Genomic DNA, 17,964 nt, shown 5'->3' with positions numbered 1-17,964 from the left:
AAGTAATAGATAATTGTAATCAAACTCAAAAAATGAATATATAAGTGCCGAAAAATTGATATAAGAGGTGTGACAAATTGGGTGCCATAAAAGGAGCGGAGTATATTAAGAGAATCGATCAATTAAACAATGAGGTCTGGATCGGAGGTGAGCGAGTTAAAGGGAACATATCTGAACATGCTGCATTTAAAGGTGTGATGAAGAGCCAAGCTAAGCTGTATAATATGCAACATGATCAATCTTTAAAGGATTTGATGACATTTGTCTCACCTGCGACTGGCAATCGTATTGGAATGTCTTTTTTGGTTCCAACAACAAAGGATGATTTGAGAAAGAGACGTTTAATGATCCAAGAATGGGCAAAAACAAATGCAGGGATGATGGGAAGAAGTCCAGACTATATGAATACAGTTCTCGTATCATTGTTAGCATCCCGGCACATTTTAGAAAAAAAGGAAAACTGTTTTCCAGAACATATACTTTCCTTTTATGAAAAGGCGAGGGAACACGATTGGTCGTTTACGCATACATTTATAAACCCGCAAGTGAATCGTTCTTCATTTGAAATGTTTGACGAGCTTTCTGATCAAATCGTTGCCGCTAAAATTGTTGACCGTAATAAAGAAGGAATTGTTATAAAAGGAGCAAAATTACTAGCGACGCAAGGTGGCATGACGGACGAGATCATTGTTTATTCTACCCCAGTGAGTTTCGATAAGTCTTATGCTTATTCATTTTCCATTCCAAGTAATACAAAGGGATTAAAGTTTATTTGCAGAAAGCCGTTTTCGACCACAAGATCTACATTTGACTCTCCTCTTGGTGCTCGGTTTGAGGAAAATGATGCAATCGTTGTTTTTGATAATGTTCTTGTTCCGTGGGAGAGGGTTTTTTACTATGATAATGATGATGTTAAAAACAGATTATCAGTAGAAGGGGCCTTTTCACGACTTGCCCTCCATCAAGTTGTTTCCCGTCAAGTGGTAAAAGTAGAATTTATTCTAGGGGTCGCTCAACTAATTGTGGATGCTATTAACTCTAGTGAGTATCAGCATGTTCAAGAGAAAGTTTCAGAAATCATTGTTGCACTTGAAACGATGAAAGCACTTTTACTTGCCTCTGAAGAAGGTGCAGTTAAACAAAATGGCTACATGCTTCCTAATTTACCTCCGTTATTTGCTGCAATTAACACATTCCCACGATTATATCCTAGATTAATTGAAATCCTTCAGTTGTTAGGGGCAAGCGGTTTAGTCGCAATACCAGCAGAACGTGATTTTTATTCTGAAATAAAAGTAGATTTGGAGAAGTATCTACAATCATCTACTAAAAATGCTAAAGACAGGGTAAAGCTCTTTCGTCTCGCATGGGATACGTGTATGAGTGCGTTTGGTTCAAGACAAACATTGTACGAACGTTATTTCTTTGGAGATCCAATCCGTTTATCGAGCATGCTGTATCAAACTTATAACCGCAAAGAGCTGATCGAACGAGTTGAGAAAAATTTTTTAGCTGAAGATGGGGAAGGATAGAAAGTTAAAAGTTAGGTCACCTTTTACATTGTTAGAGTAAAGGTGATTTTTTTTGGTATATAGCAATACGGATGTCGTTTAATGATCTACTTCTCTCTTCCGGTAGTTCGTCTTTAGAGTAAGAATTAAGCGCAGTATTAAAATAATAGAAAAAAGTCATTTTGAATTTTATGGTTCAAAATGACTTTTTTCAATTAATGTTTATGAAAGTTTTCTTAAAACGTTTTGACCAACATATTCAAAGGCGAATGAGAGGAACCTCCCGTTAAAGCCTAAATATCGTCCGGAATTATTTAATGAAGCTACATTTCCTAACTTCACGAATCGATTAAAGTTTGCTCCTTCGCCTCTAGGGGCTTGTAATCTTCCGTTGATGCGGAGCGTGCTCCAACCCCATAAATTATTTAGGCAGTAATTTAATGCTTCAGATGTTAATGCAATATCACAATGATCGTAGTCAACTTGGGTTTCGACTAAGCCATGCTCTAGTGAGAGATTATATGACTTTTCATAATCAGTGATATAAATATTTATTGGTTTCCATAAAAACTTTAATAAAGAGAGGTTATTTTGTTGTTTCATTTTTTTAATAAACTTTTCGGTACTTTTGGACAATTCTTCTTCTGTAGTTGGTACTGTTTTAATTAGTGCTTCTTTGCGGCTGACTTTTTCGTAATCTTTTAAATAGTTTTCAATTGCAGGTAACGAATCGTAATCTGCATTAACATTCCAAACATCACCAGGATAGAAAATCAGTGGTCTTGCGTCTGTTTTTGTAAGCATTAAATACACATCATCAATTCGGTTCACAGAGTCGTTCATATAGGAATTTTCCTCGTGACAAAACCATACATAACTAGCGAAGGGAATGACATATGCAGGCTTAAATACCTCAATTTGCATCATGACCTTTTCCAGCTTTTCTGACGCTCTTTTTTTCCTTAACGAGACTTCATCTTTATTTCCGGCCCAACCTGCATAGGAAAATTGTGTAAATAATACATCGACATCACCGACAATTTTTTTGATGAGTTGTGCGTCTTTCGAATTATTAATTTCACAATCATTTACATTTAATAATGTTGTACCTTCCGATTTAATACATATCCAAGAATCATCAACACCAAAAGGGATGTTTAGTATAGAAAAGTCGGGATGAATGTCATACCACCTATTTTTTGTTAGTTCAATTACCTCGTAAAAACCAAGGACGTTTCTACAGAATTCAATCACCTTTTTGTCTTCGGTTTCGTGGAAGAGAATAGTAATCTTTTTTCGGTACTCTTCAGGAATTTTTTTTAGGTTGGGTGGATGAAAGTGGTCTGGGTGCTCATGAGAAAACCATATATGTGTAATGTTCTTAAAGTCATCAAATGTAAATTTTGATTCTGATAAAAGTCCCCAGCCTTTATCAAAAGCTGTCCCCTCGATCCAAGGGTCTGTTATTAATCTAATATTTTCACTTTCTACAATTACGGAAGCATGGTTTACCATTTCTATCTTCACGCTAACACCTCATATCAAATTTCATACTTATATTAAAATGGAATACTTCATCACAATAATATTTATTTGTTTTCAGCAGAACAGGGATACGATATGTAATAAATGGTCATATAAGCTGTAAACTTTGTTATTGATTATTACCAAATGTCGGCCGCTTTATTCCTTATTTTGGAAAAGTGTGGTTTGCTCTTTTCTTCCCAAGCAAATCAATTTGTTTACGGACTGTTAGCTGATACTATAGTTAATGTAACTTTAAGGAGAAAGGACTAATGGAAAATGGCAACTATACACATTCCTGTATCAGTTTTAAACCTTGCTCCGATCCGCGAAGGACAAGGAGCGAAAGAGGCGGTCGACGCGATGGTCGATTTGGCACAAGCAACTGAAAAGATGGGTTATTCTCGGTATTGGATTGCTGAGCATCATAACACATCAACATTAGTGAGCTCAGCGACTTCAATTTTAATTAAACATACGTTAGAACATACAGAGCACATTCGAGTAGGATCTGGAGGAATTATGCTTCCAAATCATTCACCGCTCGTTGTCGCTGAACAATTTGGAACAATGGCGACGATTTATCCAAATCGATTGGAGCTTGGGCTTGGGCGTGCACCTGGGACTGATATGAGAACAGCAAGTGCACTTAGACGGTCCCAGCATGATTCTGTTTACACGTTTCCTGATGATGTCCAAGCTTTACTTACGTATTTTGGGCCTGAGGAGCAGCAAGGACCAGTTAAGGCCTATCCAGGAGTGGGCACGAATATTCCGATCTATATTCTTGGATCATCAACAGATTCTGCATATTTAGCGGCTAAATTAGGCTTACCGTATGTTTTTGCTTCTCACTTTGCACCGAGATATATGAATGAAGCGATTTCGATTTATCGTGATCGTTTTGAGCCTTCACAATATTTAGATGCTCCGTATATGATTGTTTGTCTTAACGTCATTGCTTGTGAAAGTGATGATGAAGCGCAAAAAGAAGTAACGACAATGCAGCAATTTTTCTTAAATGTTGTACGTGGCACACAAACACCGTTACAACCTCCAGTTGAAGATATGGATCAAATTTGGAGTCTTCCTGAAAAAGAAGCGGCAAAAGCGATGTCAAGTGTGACATTATTAGGAAGCAAAGATTCGATTAGAGAGCAGCTGACGAGTTTTCAAGAAGTGTATCATGTTGACGAAATCATGGCTGTTTCTTATATTTTTGATGAGGAAAAACAAAAACGTTCATATGAGATTTTAAAAGAAGTGGTAGACGGCAAATAGATAGAAAAGGTAAATCCCTTCGATACGATCGGGTTTACTTTTTTTATCCAAAATAAATAGGTAATTTTTTCCTTCGTGAAATAGTTGGAATTTTTTTCAAAAAATAAAATTGTATGGCTAATTTTATTGTGCTATATTCTAAGTAACATGAATTGTAGAAGGGGGCGCGAAATGAATATTCTTACTCGATTCAGAGATATTATGGCGAGCAACATTCATGCAATGTTAGATAAAGCAGAAGACCCTGGAAAATTGATTGATCAATATTTGCGTAATCTTAATCGTGATTTAGGAAAAGTAAAGTCAGATACAGCTACGGTTATGGCTGAGGAGCAACGAGCAAAGCGGGCTCTTGACGAATGCCAGGCAGATATGGATAAAATGCAAAATTATGCGATTAAAGCTTTAGAAGCTGGTAATGATGCAGATGCGAGGAAATTTTTAGAGCGTAAAGCAACAATTGCTGAGGAAGAAACCGGTTTAAAGGAAGCGTATGACTTAGCAGCTAGTAATGCGAGTAAAATGAGGCAGATGCATGATAAACTTGTATCAGATATTAGAGAATTAGAATCTCGTAAGAATATGATCAAAGGCAAGCTCTCAGTTGCAAAAACTCAGGAACGAATAAATCGGATTCAATCGTCTGTAGGAAGTGCAAACAATTCAAAGTCTGCTTTCGACCGAATCGAAGAGAAGGCAAATCAAGCGATGGACCGTGCCAATGCGATGTCTGAATTAAATTCCCCACCAAAGGATAACATGAACGATTTAATGGCGAAATATAATAATAGTAATACTGATTCAGGAATAGATGATGAATTAGCAGCTTTAAAGGAAAGTTTACAGAAAAAAAATAATAAATAAAGCTGTAGCTTCAAGCTACAGCTTTTGTCTTCATGCCCGATTTAAATGGTGGAGGTAGAACAGAAATGGTAATCCATTATAAGTGTCCAAATTGTGGTGCCGATATGGTGTTTGATAGTAATTCAGGGAAACTTTCATGTGGCAGTTGTGGCCGTAAAGATGATATTGAAAGCTTTCCGAAAGAGAATATTTTGAATGAATTTTCGGAAGGGGAAGCAGTTGAGTATCATTGTAAAAACTGTGGAGCAGTCATCTTAACTGATGCGGATACGACTGCAACGAAGTGCAGTTTTTGTGGTGCAGGGGTCGTTCTCGCAGACAGATTATCAGGGAACCTTGCTCCGGCTTTAGTTCTGCCATTTACAATTAGTAAGGAACAGGCGACTGAAGCATTTAAGACATGGTGCCGTAATGGACGGCTAACACCGAAGGGATTTATGACCGCCAATCGAATTAAAAGTATAACTGGGATGTACGTGCCGTTTTGGTTGTATGATTTACATAGTGCCGGAAGCGTGGACGCTGTTTGTACGAAGGTGCGAACCTATACGAGAGGGGATTACATTTATACCGAAACGAGCTATTATGATGTTCACCGAGGTGTTGATTTAACCTATCGGAAAGTACCGGCAGATGCCTCTGAAAAAATGGATGATATGCTGATGGATAAGCTGGAACCATATGATTATCGAAATCTTAAAGAATTTAATACACCGTATTTAGCGGGATATATTGCTGAAAAATATAATTATGATGACAAAGAGCTGTTCCCAAGAATTAAGCAGAGAGTTGATAAGTATGTAGATTCATATATTAAATCAACAACATCTCAATATACGACGACAATGATCAAGAGAAGAAACATTGATACGAATCAAAAGCATGCCTATTATACACTAATTCCAGTCTGGATGGTTTGTTATGATTATAATAAAGCAGAGCACATTTTTGCGATGAACGGACAGACTGGGAAAATCGTTGGTAAACCTCCAATTAGCTATAAAAAAGTAGCCGCATGGTTTGGTGGAATAGCCGGAGTGACGTTTGTAGCGCTGAAATCACTGGCCTTGATATTTGGGGGTGGATTCTAGTGAGAAGGAAACTGTCTGCAAGTATGCTGCTGATCTTTCTCATGTTCAGTTTTATCCAAAGCCAAATAGTAGCATCAACAGAGCAAAAGGTATACGATTTTGCTGAACTTTTAACTGCACAACAGCGAGATGAAGTGGAAAGGCTTGCGGATTTGTATAGTGAACAAAGTGAAGTCGATATAATTATCTTAACAACAGCACAGACAGATGGTAGAGATATCGAAAAATACATGCAGGATTTTTATGATGAGATGGGGTTAGGCTATAATCAGCCTTTTGGTGATACGGTGATTTTAACGATTGATATGGAGAATCGAGAGGTTTATGTTGCCGGTTTTTATAAAGGAATGGAATATATAGATAATGATCGGGCACATGTCATCCGCGAGAGCATTACCCCTTACTTGTCTAATGGCGATTTTTTCAGTGCTATTACGACGTATATTGAATTAACGAATGAGTATATGGGGATTGAGCCTGAAGTACATGAAGATAATCAGATTCCAATTTCGCCAGGTAATGATCAGATCTATGTTCAACCTGGTGTCAAATCTGAAAATCTTTTTTATCAATTATGGTTTCAGATTTTTGTTTCGATTTTCGTTGGTGGTGTCAGCGTTGGTGTAATGGCTTACCGTTCAACAGGCCGTAAAACGACAACAGCGAGAACATATTTGGATGATAGCAATTCTGCAGTAACTAGCAGTAGAGATACATTTGTAAGAACAACGGTTACAAAACGTAAAAAACCGTCCAGTAATAATAATAATTCTGGCGGCGGCGGATTTGGCGGGGGAATGACTGGTGGTGGCCACTCCCATAGCGGAAGTAGAGGCCGCTTCTAAAGGCAAAGGGGGAAGATGATGTTTTTTCGAAATCAATTTGCTAATGTAGTTGAGTGGGAAGAGTTTCGCGATGATATGATTTTTTGGAAGTGGTGCAATCGAGAGATCAAAAAAGGGAGTAAGTTGATCATTCGCCCTGGTCAGGATGCGATTTTTATGCATTCAGGTCGGATCGAAGGGATCTTTAAGGATGATGGTGAATACGATATCGATTCGCAAATTATTCCTTTTTTATCAACTTTAAAAGGATTTAAATTTGGTTTTAATAGCGGAATGAGAGCTGAAGTTCTTTTTGTGAATACGAAGGAGTTTACGGTGAAGTGGGGAACGCGTAATGCAATTCACATGCCTCACCCACAGCTGCCGGGCGGAATTCCGATCCGTGCCAATGGAACATTTAATGTGAAAGTAAATGATTATATTGCTCTTATTGATAAAATTGCTGGAATAAAAAATAGCTATTATATAGAGGATGTAAAAATAAGAATTACTTCAATATTAGATCAGCTGTTAATGGAGTGGATTAGTAAAGAAGGAAAGGATCTTTTTAATTTACAAGCAAATGCCGCTGATATTTCAAAAGGAATTCGTGAAGATCTTGATATGAGTATCATCGATGACGGACTAACCATTACGAGATTTAATGTAATGAGCTTCAATTATCCAGAAGAAATTCAAAAAATGATTAATAAAACAGCATCACACAGTATGATTGCTGATTTAGGGAAGTATCAGCAAGTCGAAATGGTTGATGGCATGGCCTCAGGAAAAACGCAAGGAGGCGGAGCGGCTTCAGACATGGCGGGAATGATGATGGGGATGAACATCGCCAAGGAAATGATGAAGAACATGGAGCAAAATAAATCAAATACCGAAAAACCACAACAGAGCCAAGACAATGAACCTCAACAAAATGAATCGAAAGCAAAGGTGAATTTTTGTCCTAACTGTGGTGCTAAAGCAACGGGTGGTAATTTCTGCTCGAATTGCGGACATAAGTTAGTTTAGGTGCAAAACAAGAAATAAATAAAATTCCCTCTTGTTCCATACAATCATCATTAACAAGAGGGAAATTATTGGTTAATATGAGTTTTCATGTTTGAATTACCTGCCAATTTTTTTGATTTTTTTTAAGCTGGGCGTGGTGTATATTCTGGTCCATCTGGCTTTTCTACCGGTTTCAAGCGGAAAACTTTTGTTTCCTTAGCAACATCTCTTGTTATTTCTTTTGCTGCAGGCTTCATAATTTTCTCTTTTTTTACTTCCATTTCACAAAAATCATGACAAATCATATAGAAATCTTCGAACATAATTAGAGACATCATGGAAATTCACTCCTTTCATATATGGTAGGGGAAATTTGCCTCCCTTCACTATTATTATATACTTTGGAAAAAAAAGTATATTAGTTAAATGTGAAAGTTTTTAGAATGATTTTAATAATTATAAAGTACTAGGTTATTTGTCACATGACTATTTAAACGGGAGATAAGAACTGTATTGTCTGTGTTACGATGGTAATTTATTAAGACGGACAGATTACTCGAGTAAACCATGAAAATAAAGCTAAAATTATAGCTATACTAGAAAAGTAAAGTACATCATAAAGGAGAAAGATAAGATGAATTTTGTAACATTAAATAACGGTGTAAAAATGCCCCAACTAGGCTTTGGAGTTTGGCAAGTAGAAGATGAACATGCAACTGCTGCAGTTTCAAAAGCGTTGGAAGTTGGGTACACGTCTATTGATACTGCGATGATTTATCAAAATGAAGTAGGTGTTGGGAAGGCAATTCAACAGTCAGGAATTCCGCGTGAAGAGTTGTTTATTACAACGAAGGTTTGGAATAGTGATCAGGGGTATGAAAATACGTTAAGAGCATACGACGAAAGTTTAGAGAGGCTAGGGCTAGATTATGTTGATTTATATTTAATCCATTGGCCGATGCCAGAGGTTGATCGGTATGTGGATACATATAAAGCATTAGAAAAGCTGTATCACGATGGACGCGTAAAAGCAATTGGTGTTTGTAACTTTGAAATTGAACATTTAGAGCGGTTATTAAAGGAATGTGAAGTAACTCCTGTGTTAAATCAAATTGAGTGTCACCCGTACCTGGCTCAACATGAGTTAAAAGAATTTTGTTCAAAACATAATATTTTTGTGGAAGCATGGAGTCCGCTTGAACAAGGGGGAGAAGTGCTAAAAGACAAGGTTATTACCGACATTGCAAAGGCACATGACAAAACACCAGCACAGGTAGTATTACGTTGGCATTTACAAAATAAAAGCATCGTCATACCTAAATCGGTAACACCTGCCCGAATCGAAGAAAACTTTCAATTATTTGATTTTGACTTAACTGCTGAGCAAATGGCAGAAATAAACAAATTAAATATTGATCGACGAAAAGGCCCACATCCAAATGACTTTCATGTACGTTAAAAACAATGGCAGAGAAACGTAAACAACTGTTTATGTTTCTCTGCCATTTTATTCTTTCTGAAAAATTTAACGGAAGTTTTTCATAATCCGTTTTGCTCTAATATAATCTAACGCTTCTTTTAGTAATTCTTCTTCTACTATTTCATTGTCAACAATTAGTTTATTAGTCCCTTGTAATAAGCCCATATCAGAAACATAATGGGCAATTGTGGCATTATTTTCATCAGTAGCCTGGTTCGGTATATCAGAGTATCCGATAAGGTAATCAATCGAAGTTCCAAATAAATCGGCAATTTTCTTTAATGTATCCGTTTCGGGGGAGCGGATGCCATTCTCATAGCCTGAAACAGCTACTTTTGAAACACCAATTCTGTCACCGACTTCTTGTTGGGTAAGGCTCTTCTGTTTTCTTAATCGTTTTAGGCGTGATTTAAAGTCTGGCATGAGAAGGTCCTTTCTACAAAAATAACTAGTTAAATTATATCAAGTTCTCTTCTATATTAGCAATTTTCATTTAACACCGATCGATAAAAAAGACAGGAATCGGCTCAGTCAACTTGAATATAAACATTGCGAAAAATAAGCCTATTTGAAATAATTGTGCTAAGCAACAGAAATATCGTTTCCATGAATGGACGAGTATGATGAGGTGAAACATGGTTAATCTTATATATTCAGGTAAATATACGAATGTTGAAGCGTGTCAAATTTCAAATGACATTTTGAAGGAAACGTTTCAGGAAGCAATGGCTATTCATAAAACATTATTGTTACATAACAAAAAAATAGCGTATTTCTTTATTGATCCGTTACTTAACGCCTTTGAAGCAGCGAATCAATTCTATTTTAATATCTTTGAATGTAAAGCAATTTCGAAAATCAATACATATAAAAGCGGGGCAAGTCCAATCCAAGCGTTAGCAGACGCGAAGGAGCTTATAGAGAGTGGGTTATATGATGCCGTTTTTCTGTTTGGTCATGAGCCTTTACTAACAACTAAGAGAGTCTATGGTAAAGAAGCCGTGACAAAGGCGATGAGTATTTTTGACAGTCATACTATTATCCAATGCTACAACGAACTCGCTCATAAGCTTTGTGATGAACTGGAATTGTCTGAAGATCGATTTATGCAATTGTCTGATCAATTATATAGCAATTATCTTAGAACTTATACTCGCGTTACAGGTTATGAGGTTTCCAAGCTTAGAGGCAGGGCTCTCGATGAGCTTCACGCCGATTTGTTTAAGTTGACTGATTGTGCTAACCCAAATATTGATTTTTCCGGGGGGCTGATCTTAGCAAATGATGAAAGTGCGACGTTATTGCAGATTTCACCTAAAGATCGAATTACTGTTTCAGGGGTGAGCTATGCTATGGTAGCTGGGTCTCCTGAGAAAATTAGTGAGATTGTTGGCACAAAGGATAATATCTTTCCACATTTGCGCACTGCATTTCAACAAGCGGAGCAGCAGTCAAACATCAAGGTAATCGAACATTTATATAATAGAAATCTTTATCTTGAGTCGTACACGTGTTATCCACCTGTTCCAATCGCCTTATTACTGGTGTCAGGGATAATTTCAAGCATTGACGAATTACCACATTTCCTAGATCAATATGACATCACAATAACGGGCGGGATGAACCTTGCAAAAGCACCTTGGAATAACCCTGCTTTAAATGGAATGATTGAGATGTATCAAAAATTAAAAAAAGGACCTGTATCGTATGGTTTAGTCCATGGAAATGGCGGGATTGGCGAAGTACAAGGTATCGCTATTTTTGAAAGAAAGTAAATTCAGCAAGGCTGAGTATGGTTTTTGGTATTAGTTGTTCACATTACTACCTGTACTTTGAGTTCGTTCAACAAAAAGAAACTATTATTCATGGAATGATATAGATTTAGGTACATTATAAGTAGTCGTTATAAAAGTGAACGTTCGAAAGGCAGGGATAAAAGTGAACAGCTTGTTTAGTGTAAATGAGAAAGTTGTGTTAATTACAGGTTCGACAAGAGGATTAGGGTTATGCTTAGCCAATGGATTTGCTGACGCAGGGGCAAAGGTTGTCATAAACGGGAGAAAACAAAGTGATGTAGACAAAGTCGTTGAGCAAATCCAATGCTCTGGTGGAAGGGCAACAGGAATTGCATTTGATGTGGCAAATAAATCGGAAGTGGAAACATGTATAAAAAAAATAGAGGCGGAAGTAGGACCGATCAATGTACTCATTAATAATGCGGGGATTCAAAAACGGGCTCCACTGGAAGAACTTCGCATCGAGGACTGGAAAATGGTCATCGAAGTAAATCTCAGTTCAGCCTTTTATGTATCGCAAGCTGTTTTTCCATATATGAAAGAAAGAGAAAATGGAAAAATCATCAACATTACATCATTGAATGCGGAGGGGGCTCGTCCAACAATAGGGAATTATTGTGCGGCAAAAGGCGGCCTAAAAATGTTGACGAAGTCTATGGCAACAGAATGGGGAAAATTCAACATTCAGGTCAATGCCATCGGGCCTGGTTATTTTATTACCGATCTCACTGAGAAGCTTGTAAATAACCCGGATTTTGATGCTTGGGTAAAAAGTGAAGTGCCGCTAAACCGCTGGGGAATACCAGAGGAATTAATAGGGACTGCCATTTACCTCGCTTCAGCTGCATCGAATTATGTCAATGGTCAGACTGTATATGTAGATGGCGGCTGGCAAGCGTCCCTTTGATCAATGAATGCTTTAGGCTTCTTCACCTAGTTGTTTAAATAATTGAGTATAGAGTTTTTCTTCTTTTGCTGCTGAAATGTTCACGCCGTCAACGACGACAAAAGGATGATGCTTACACGTTTTACATTTTCCGAGACAGCCTTTACGTTTAATTTTTTTATCAGGGAAAAGTAATTTCAGTGCTTTAAATAATGGTTTTGTTTCAAAGTCATTTTTTTTACAAAAATATACCTTTTTCATTATAACCACCCTTTTTATATATGATAATGATTCTCATGATCATATATTAGCATAGAAAATAGGATTCGTCATTATATTTTTTATTTTCAAAATATTTAATTGTATTAAAGGTAAGGAAAGAAAAGATGTTACAGTTTAGTATTGGAGGGGAAAATGATGAGTCAACAATGTCCGTTTTGTTCTATTGAAGATGTAGTTTTATCGAATCAATCCGCCTTTGCAATTTATGACAAATTCCCGGTAAATAAAGGTCATTTGCTTATTATTCCACAGCGGCATGTTCGTGATTTTTTCGAGACTACGGATGATGAGAGACAAGCATTTAATGAGCTTTTGGAAGAAGGAAAGAAACTGTTGGATTTGACGTACAGCCCTGATGGCTATAATATTGGCATTAATTGCGGTAAAGCAGCTGGCCAAACGATTTTTCATGTGCACATCCACCTTATCCCTAGATTTATTGGAGATATGGATCGGCCTGGTGGCGGTGTACGCGGAGTGATTCCAACTAAACAAAAATATTAAAAGCTATTTAGCAAAAGCATCCACTAGAGTAGTGGATGTTTTATTATGTTGAATTTCTTTTTAACGTTAAGGAATAGGATATGACGGCAAAGGATGATGAGGTGTGGATGGCGAAATATAGTATATTCCGTATTATTTTAATCATTATTTGAAAATACGACCGCTATGTTCGTGAAAATTTTTATGTGTTTGACATATCTCACTTACAAGAACTTTCACAAACGACATAATAAGAAAAAGTTTCGTTACTTAAGGACTGGGGTGATAGTATGAGGAAGTTAAATAAAGCTGAAAAGAAAACATTGCTAATTGCGGTGATTGCTATACTCGTACTATTGTCTATTCGACTGCTTTCTAATCCATTACACGAGATGTATGACCCGATCAATCACCTTGCTGTTCATCTTATTTTAGAGTTTTTTAGCATTACGATTTCTTTTGCCATTTTTCTCTACGGTTGGCTTACATATCGTCATTATCAATCTCAACAGCTATTAATGATTGGAGCCATCTTTCTGGCCGTTGGTGTATTAGATTTATTTCATACATTAACATTTAAAGGAATGCCATATTTTATTACAGAAAGCTCGATTCAAAAAGCAACTTTATTTTGGCTTGCTGCCCGTTTTACAGAAGCGATATTTATGTTAGCGGCAATCCTTTTACCTAGAAAAAACAACAACGAGAAAGACTATCGGTATGTTTTTCTTGCAATAGCAATGAGTTATGTTAGTTTCTTTGCATTTGTTATTTATATGTTTGAACATTCTTTTCCAGTATTAGTTATTGAAGGGATGGGAACAACACCGCTCAAAAATGGAATTGAATATGTAATTAGTCTGATACATATCATTGCAATTCTTATTATCTTTACTTATTATCGGAAAAATCAAAACCCGGCTGAATTATCGATTGCGCTAGCCTTTTTCTTTTTATTAGTCTCCGAACTCATTTTTACTATGTATAAGAGTGTGTACGATTTTGATAATTTTCTTGGGCACCTCTATAAAGTAATTGGTTACTATTATTTATTAAAAGGTTTTTTCTTTCCGGCAATTGATGAACCGTTTACGCAAAATAAATTAATAAAAGATCAACTATCAACGACACAACAGCAATTTAAAGCAATGTTTGATTTTTCTGCTGATGCGATTGTCATTATTGATTTACAAAGAATAGTACTTCATGTAAATCCAGCATTTCAAAAAATATTTGGCTATCATCCAGCTGAAGTGATTGGAAAACCTTTGCCAATTATACCTTCTGAAAAAGAAGATGAGGCAAAGCGATTGTTTACTAAAATAAAGGCCGGGGAATCGGTAATCGACTTTGAAACAGAAAGACAACGAAAGGATGGAATGTTAATTCATGTTAGTTATACAGTTTCTCCTATAAGAAATGATGAAGGAAATGTCATTTTCTTTTCGATAATTGTTCGTGATATAAGCCATCGCAAGGAAACAGAAGAACTACTTATTAAATCGGAAAAGCTATCGGTCGTCGGTCAGTTATCAGCCGGTTTCGCTCATGAGATACGTAATCCTTTAACAACGATTAAAGGTTTTATTCAATTAATTGAACGGAACTCTAACGATGAACATAATCAGTATTTTTCTTTAATAAAATCTGAATTAAATCGAATTGAGTTCATTACAAACGAATTTATGTCCGTTGCTAAACCACAAGCACTTCAATATAAGAAAGAAAATATCTCAAATTTGATTTTTGAGGTAACAAGATTTATGGATCCACAGGCGCTAATGTACAATGTTCAAATTTTTACATCAGTTGAAGAGGGACTTCCCCCTATTACGTGTGAAGCAAACCAACTAAAGCAAGTACTCATTAATTTGTTGAAAAATGCCATTGAATCAATGCCAAAAGGTGGTAATGTATTTATAAAGCTTTCACGAATAGATGAGCAAAGTGTTTCGATAAGCATTACTGATCAAGGCTGTGGTATTCCTGCTGAATTGCTACCGAGGTTGGGGGAACCATTCTATACTTTAAAGGAAAAAGGGACAGGATTAGGGTTAATGGTTACTTATAAAATTATTGAAGAGCATAATGGGACGATTGAGGTGGATACAGAGCTTAATAAGGGAACAACGTTTACAGTTACATTACCAATTGATAGTTGAATTGTGTTATATATCACGATTGCGAGAAAATAAAATAGAACAAATACAGACGCTTACCAATATGATGGTGAGCGTCTCTTTTTTATATGGTTTCGACAAAAGTTTAGCTATTTAACTCCTTTTTTCGAGGATGTTCTTTCAATTTATCTTTCTCTTTTTTCGAAATAAAGAATTTATTGAAAAAAGTTTAAATAAATAGTGGTAAATATTTCTCTTGTGTTATATAATTATAAAAAAATAAGTGATTTGTTATATAACAAAGAAACGTTAAACAAAAATAAAACACAAAGGGGTAGTTAACATGATGAAAATTGATTCAATCGCTCGTAGAATACTAGGATGGAAATTAAATAGATGGGATCGTTGGTATGATCGGGAAAAGGGAATTTTTATTCAGACATCTGATTTTCAGCCAGAACAAAATCTTGACCATGCAATGTTAATCGTTGAACGACTAGAACAGTTAGGCTATACGTATAGAAAACTTGGAGCAAATGATGTTTGTTTTAATGATATCAGAGCGACAGGAAATACGTTATCACAGGCAATTACAAATGCAGCATATTCAGTCGTTTTAAAAACCTCTGTTGTTGATACGAGTACAGCTGAATATCAAGTATGCTAATCAAATTACAAGTTTAGTAGTTAATAAGAGTTGAAAAAGCAGAGCTGTTTATGCTGAAGTCAAAACGTGTGAAGTGAATAATTTTAAACTGAAGAGCTTACATTTAGTAGGGTTTGAGGAGAGGAATTTAGATTGTTATCCCAATTAAAAAAGTTAATAAAACAATAAAGGATAGTTACGTAGATGTATTTTCTACTACTATCCTTTTTATTCTCTTTGGATGATACGTTGATCAATCACCATAGCGTCACCTAAATGCGGCAAACTTGCACTGGACAAGGTGCGTCTGTTGGACATTTACATACGCCACGGAGGTCACTAAGCTTTCGAATGATTATATGACCGTCAACGATGGCAATTGTTCCTTCATCGCGCCATTGATTTAGGAAGCGGTTTACACTTTCTCTTGTCATTCCGATAAAGTCACCGATCTCTGTGTTTGTTAATTTTACATCGAGCTTGATCCCATCAGCACGAATGATTCCATACGTATTACTCATACGAATTAAAGTAGAAGCAAGTGCCCCTTTTTTACCGAATAATAGTAAATCACGAAACTTTGATTGGTTTTTTTGGTAGGTTACACCTAACCAATTCATAAATTCCATTGAAAAGCTGCCAAATTCGAATAATAGATTATGCAAGTCCTGTACATCAATGACACCAATTTCAACATCTTCTAGAATGGCCGCTGTATAACTATGAAAAGCGTTTCCTAATCCGGAATAGTCCCCTAGTAATTCACCCTTTTTTGCGATTGAAAGAATAAGGTCTTTACCGTCTTCTGTCGTTTTCATCAATTTTAAACGTCCAGAGCGAACGAAATAGAAGTTACTTGCTGAGTCACCCTCCCAAAATAAGTATGTGCCCGCCTTTTCTTTCATCGGTTTCATTAATGCTTCTAGTTTATGAAAGTTTTCCATTGAAAAGTAATCCTCGATACCATTATAAAAAGTGTGGCTTTGTCTTTCCGCTATATTCATCATTGCCATTGTAATTCCCCCTTCAAAACTTATCTTACTTAGATAATAACATTGGCATTGTGGGAATGTTATCGGGGGAATTCCTGAAAAACAATTACGAAATCCCCTATCTTTAAGTGAGGAAAATCACACAAGTGCTCAGTGTATGTTAGTAAAACCCTGAAAAAACATACAGGAATCAGGGATACTGAAAAGATAATCAGGGAATTCACCGAGTTACATTGAGGACAAAATGGCTTAGAATAAAGATATAGATTAGACTAAATAAAGGGAGAGGGAGCATTATGGGACAAGATTACAGCACAAGTTTACAATCCCTCATAAATGATAGTAATAGTGATTTTGCTGCATTGGCATTTGTTGATTCGCGGAAACGGCATATACATTGGAAACATGTATCGGGAAGTTGCAGCCAACGTTTAAAAAAAATGGTTGGAAAGCCAGGCATTGACTTATCAGGTATGGTTGTTCGTTTCGGGGATGTCATGATTGTTGATAATTCGGATGCAAATATTAATGAAAAGAGGCTGGAGTTTCCCAGTATGGTTGCAGAAGGCCTATACTCAGCAATGGCTTCTCCAATTGCGATTGACGGACAGATAAGCGCTGTATTAGTCGTAGGAAGTCGGACGGAGCGTACGTATACACAGGCTGATATCTGCTTAATAAAAAAGGAGGCAGAAAGGTTCGCTTCAATGATTAAAGCAAAACTGAATATAGTTACTTAAAAGGGGATGTTTCAAAAGTGAAAGCTCTCCTCGAACGTTTACAAAATATGAGGTTAATCACGGATCAACTTCTATATTTTATGGTCGAGGTGACTGTTACTTTGCTTTTGAGACAACCCATTTTTTATTTGAATGATTGGTATGTTCGTGTCTATTAGTAAATTCACAAACCTTTCAGGTCCTGAAAGGTTAGAAGGTTAGAATTATTTTTGGCTAATGGCAATTTGCAAACTAATCAACATCAAAAGGCCACCTTTTATATGTGGACAATTAATCCGTACAAAGTCCTAATGATGTTGCGATTCCTGCCCGTTTATTTTGTTATACTTTGTGCAATTACGAACAAATTGTCTGGACCAGGCATTAACGTAAGGAATATCGCAACACCAAGAAAAGACAAGATTACCATGATATCCATTTTATCCCTCCATCATGA

The 17,964-nt window shown here is 36.4% G+C and carries 18 protein-coding genes and 1 pseudogene; 13 read left to right on the top strand and 6 right to left on the bottom strand.

Annotation, left to right across the window (positions count from 1 at the left end; translation table 11 throughout):
* Positions 1 to 77 precede the first annotated feature (77 nt).
* On the top strand, positions 78 to 1,532 hold the full coding sequence (gene hpaB, locus ACJ2A9_RS19345; protein ID WP_441423334.1) for a 4-hydroxyphenylacetate 3-monooxygenase, oxygenase component: 1,455 nt from the start codon (positions 78 to 80) through the stop codon (positions 1,530 to 1,532).
* A 201-nt stretch (positions 1,533 to 1,733) separates the two neighbouring features.
* On the opposite strand, the gene ACJ2A9_RS19340 is transcribed toward hpaB, so the two are convergent.
* On the bottom strand, positions 1,734 to 3,038 hold the full coding sequence (locus ACJ2A9_RS19340; protein WP_441423333.1) for an MBL fold metallo-hydrolase: 1,305 nt from the start codon (positions 3,036 to 3,038) through the stop codon (positions 1,734 to 1,736).
* A 276-nt stretch (positions 3,039 to 3,314) separates the two neighbouring features.
* Between ACJ2A9_RS19340 and ACJ2A9_RS19335 the strand changes: the two genes are divergently transcribed.
* The 5 genes from ACJ2A9_RS19335 to ACJ2A9_RS19315 all read left to right on the top strand — a co-directional run bounded on the left by ACJ2A9_RS19335 (position 3,315) and on the right by ACJ2A9_RS19315 (position 8,124).
* Entirely contained in the window at positions 3,315 to 4,316 is a 1,002-nt protein-coding gene (locus tag ACJ2A9_RS19335) for an LLM class flavin-dependent oxidoreductase (protein WP_441423332.1), read from the top strand.
* Between the two features lie 171 nt (positions 4,317 to 4,487).
* Positions 4,488 to 5,180 carry a PspA/IM30 family protein gene (locus ACJ2A9_RS19330; protein ID WP_441423331.1) on the top strand — a complete coding sequence of 231 codons (693 nt, stop codon included), beginning with the start codon at positions 4,488 to 4,490 and terminating at the stop codon, positions 5,178 to 5,180.
* A gap of 65 nt (positions 5,181 to 5,245) precedes the next feature.
* Positions 5,246 to 6,271 (top strand): TFIIB-type zinc ribbon-containing protein, encoded by a 1,026-nt coding sequence (locus ACJ2A9_RS19325; protein WP_441423330.1) that lies wholly within the window; start codon positions 5,246 to 5,248, stop codon positions 6,269 to 6,271.
* On the top strand, positions 6,271 to 7,116 hold the full coding sequence (locus ACJ2A9_RS19320) for a TPM domain-containing protein (protein ID WP_441423329.1): 846 nt from the start codon (positions 6,271 to 6,273) through the stop codon (positions 7,114 to 7,116). Before ACJ2A9_RS19325 ends, ACJ2A9_RS19320 begins: the two co-directional genes overlap by 1 nt.
* 15 nt (positions 7,117 to 7,131) lie before the next feature.
* Positions 7,132 to 8,124 (top strand): SPFH domain-containing protein, encoded by a 993-nt coding sequence (locus ACJ2A9_RS19315; RefSeq protein ID WP_441423328.1) that lies wholly within the window; start codon positions 7,132 to 7,134, stop codon positions 8,122 to 8,124.
* A 122-nt stretch (positions 8,125 to 8,246) separates the two neighbouring features.
* On the opposite strand, the gene ACJ2A9_RS19310 is transcribed toward ACJ2A9_RS19315, so the two are convergent.
* Positions 8,247 to 8,441 carry a hypothetical protein gene (locus ACJ2A9_RS19310; protein ID WP_441423327.1) on the bottom strand — a complete coding sequence of 65 codons (195 nt, stop codon included), beginning with the start codon at positions 8,439 to 8,441 and terminating at the stop codon, positions 8,247 to 8,249.
* Between the two features lie 296 nt (positions 8,442 to 8,737).
* Here ACJ2A9_RS19310 and ACJ2A9_RS19305 point away from each other — a divergent pair, with 296 nt between their 5' ends.
* Positions 8,738 to 9,562 carry an aldo/keto reductase gene (locus ACJ2A9_RS19305; RefSeq protein WP_441423326.1) on the top strand — a complete coding sequence of 275 codons (825 nt, stop codon included), beginning with the start codon at positions 8,738 to 8,740 and terminating at the stop codon, positions 9,560 to 9,562.
* A gap of 66 nt (positions 9,563 to 9,628) precedes the next feature.
* Here ACJ2A9_RS19305 and ACJ2A9_RS19300 read toward each other — a convergent pair whose 3' ends face one another.
* On the bottom strand, positions 9,629 to 10,006 hold the full coding sequence (locus tag ACJ2A9_RS19300; protein ID WP_441423325.1) for a helix-turn-helix domain-containing protein: 378 nt from the start codon (positions 10,004 to 10,006) through the stop codon (positions 9,629 to 9,631).
* Positions 10,007 to 10,218: 212 nt separating this feature from the next.
* Between ACJ2A9_RS19300 and ACJ2A9_RS19295 the strand changes: the two genes are divergently transcribed.
* Positions 10,219 to 11,358, top strand: a complete 1,140-nt coding sequence (locus ACJ2A9_RS19295; RefSeq protein ID WP_441423324.1) for a hypothetical protein — start codon at positions 10,219 to 10,221, stop codon at positions 11,356 to 11,358.
* A 136-nt stretch (positions 11,359 to 11,494) separates the two neighbouring features.
* Complete coding sequence (locus ACJ2A9_RS19290) at positions 11,495 to 12,286, top strand: glucose 1-dehydrogenase (RefSeq protein ID WP_441423323.1); 792 nt, start codon at positions 11,495 to 11,497, stop codon at positions 12,284 to 12,286.
* 12 nt (positions 12,287 to 12,298) lie between these two features.
* Here ACJ2A9_RS19290 and ACJ2A9_RS19285 read toward each other — a convergent pair whose 3' ends face one another.
* Positions 12,299 to 12,526 (bottom strand): DUF1450 domain-containing protein, encoded by a 228-nt coding sequence (locus ACJ2A9_RS19285; protein WP_441423322.1) that lies wholly within the window; start codon positions 12,524 to 12,526, stop codon positions 12,299 to 12,301.
* 156 nt (positions 12,527 to 12,682) lie between these two features.
* Between ACJ2A9_RS19285 and ACJ2A9_RS19280 the strand changes: the two genes are divergently transcribed.
* The 3 genes from ACJ2A9_RS19280 (at position 12,683) to ACJ2A9_RS19270 (ending at position 15,817) form a co-directional block, all read left to right on the top strand.
* Positions 12,683 to 13,051, top strand: coding sequence for an HIT family protein (locus ACJ2A9_RS19280; protein ID WP_441423321.1), 369 nt, complete (start codon positions 12,683 to 12,685; stop codon positions 13,049 to 13,051).
* 269 nt (positions 13,052 to 13,320) lie between these two features.
* Positions 13,321 to 15,192 (top strand): MASE3 domain-containing protein, encoded by a 1,872-nt coding sequence (locus tag ACJ2A9_RS19275; protein WP_441423320.1) that lies wholly within the window; start codon positions 13,321 to 13,323, stop codon positions 15,190 to 15,192.
* Between the two features lie 301 nt (positions 15,193 to 15,493).
* Positions 15,494 to 15,817 (top strand): BC1872 family protein, encoded by a 324-nt coding sequence (locus tag ACJ2A9_RS19270; RefSeq protein WP_441423319.1) that lies wholly within the window; start codon positions 15,494 to 15,496, stop codon positions 15,815 to 15,817.
* Positions 15,818 to 16,068: 251 nt separating this feature from the next.
* Here ACJ2A9_RS19270 and ACJ2A9_RS19265 read toward each other — a convergent pair whose 3' ends face one another.
* Positions 16,069 to 16,809 carry a Crp/Fnr family transcriptional regulator gene (locus ACJ2A9_RS19265; RefSeq protein WP_441423318.1) on the bottom strand — a complete coding sequence of 247 codons (741 nt, stop codon included), beginning with the start codon at positions 16,807 to 16,809 and terminating at the stop codon, positions 16,069 to 16,071.
* A 275-nt stretch (positions 16,810 to 17,084) separates the two neighbouring features.
* Between ACJ2A9_RS19265 and ACJ2A9_RS19260 the strand changes: the two genes are divergently transcribed.
* Positions 17,085 to 17,528 (top strand): GAF domain-containing protein, encoded by a 444-nt coding sequence (locus ACJ2A9_RS19260; RefSeq protein WP_441423317.1) that lies wholly within the window; start codon positions 17,085 to 17,087, stop codon positions 17,526 to 17,528.
* A 276-nt stretch (positions 17,529 to 17,804) separates the two neighbouring features.
* On the opposite strand, the pseudogene ACJ2A9_RS19255 reads toward ACJ2A9_RS19260, so the two are convergent.
* Positions 17,805 to 17,946, bottom strand: a pseudogene (locus ACJ2A9_RS19255) (LysE family translocator); the annotation flags it as partial.
* Between the last annotated feature and the right edge of the window lie 18 nt (positions 17,947 to 17,964).

The sequence above is a fragment of the Anaerobacillus sp. MEB173 genome, from assembly GCF_052119505.1.
Lineage (GTDB): Bacteria > Bacillota > Bacilli > Bacillales > JBJMAU01 > JBJMAU01.
The sequence above is the reverse complement of the archived record's forward strand: the minus strand, read 5'-3'. Positions and strand labels throughout refer to the sequence as shown.

Coding starts and splice junctions, on each gene's coding strand:
- ACJ2A9_RS19330 (WP_441423331.1), top strand. CDS start 4,488: ATGAATATTCTTACTCGATTCAGAGATATTATGGCGAGCAACATTCAT.
- ACJ2A9_RS19295 (WP_441423324.1), top strand. CDS start 10,219: ATGGTTAATCTTATATATTCAGGTAAATATACGAATGTTGAAGCGTGT.
- ACJ2A9_RS19265 (WP_441423318.1), bottom strand. CDS start 16,809: ATGGCAATGATGAATATAGCGGAAAGACAAAGCCACACTTTTTATAAT.
- ACJ2A9_RS19270 (WP_441423319.1), top strand. CDS start 15,494: ATGATGAAAATTGATTCAATCGCTCGTAGAATACTAGGATGGAAATTA.
- ACJ2A9_RS19315 (WP_441423328.1), top strand. CDS start 7,132: ATGATGTTTTTTCGAAATCAATTTGCTAATGTAGTTGAGTGGGAAGAG.
- ACJ2A9_RS19325 (WP_441423330.1), top strand. CDS start 5,246: ATGGTAATCCATTATAAGTGTCCAAATTGTGGTGCCGATATGGTGTTT.
- ACJ2A9_RS19305 (WP_441423326.1), top strand. CDS start 8,738: ATGAATTTTGTAACATTAAATAACGGTGTAAAAATGCCCCAACTAGGC.
- ACJ2A9_RS19335 (WP_441423332.1), top strand. CDS start 3,315: ATGGCAACTATACACATTCCTGTATCAGTTTTAAACCTTGCTCCGATC.
- ACJ2A9_RS19260 (WP_441423317.1), top strand. CDS start 17,085: ATGGGACAAGATTACAGCACAAGTTTACAATCCCTCATAAATGATAGT.
- ACJ2A9_RS19310 (WP_441423327.1), bottom strand. CDS start 8,441: ATGATGTCTCTAATTATGTTCGAAGATTTCTATATGATTTGTCATGAT.
- ACJ2A9_RS19275 (WP_441423320.1), top strand. CDS start 13,321: ATGAGGAAGTTAAATAAAGCTGAAAAGAAAACATTGCTAATTGCGGTG.
- ACJ2A9_RS19280 (WP_441423321.1), top strand. CDS start 12,683: ATGAGTCAACAATGTCCGTTTTGTTCTATTGAAGATGTAGTTTTATCG.
- ACJ2A9_RS19285 (WP_441423322.1), bottom strand. CDS start 12,526: ATGAAAAAGGTATATTTTTGTAAAAAAAATGACTTTGAAACAAAACCA.
- ACJ2A9_RS19300 (WP_441423325.1), bottom strand. CDS start 10,006: ATGCCAGACTTTAAATCACGCCTAAAACGATTAAGAAAACAGAAGAGC.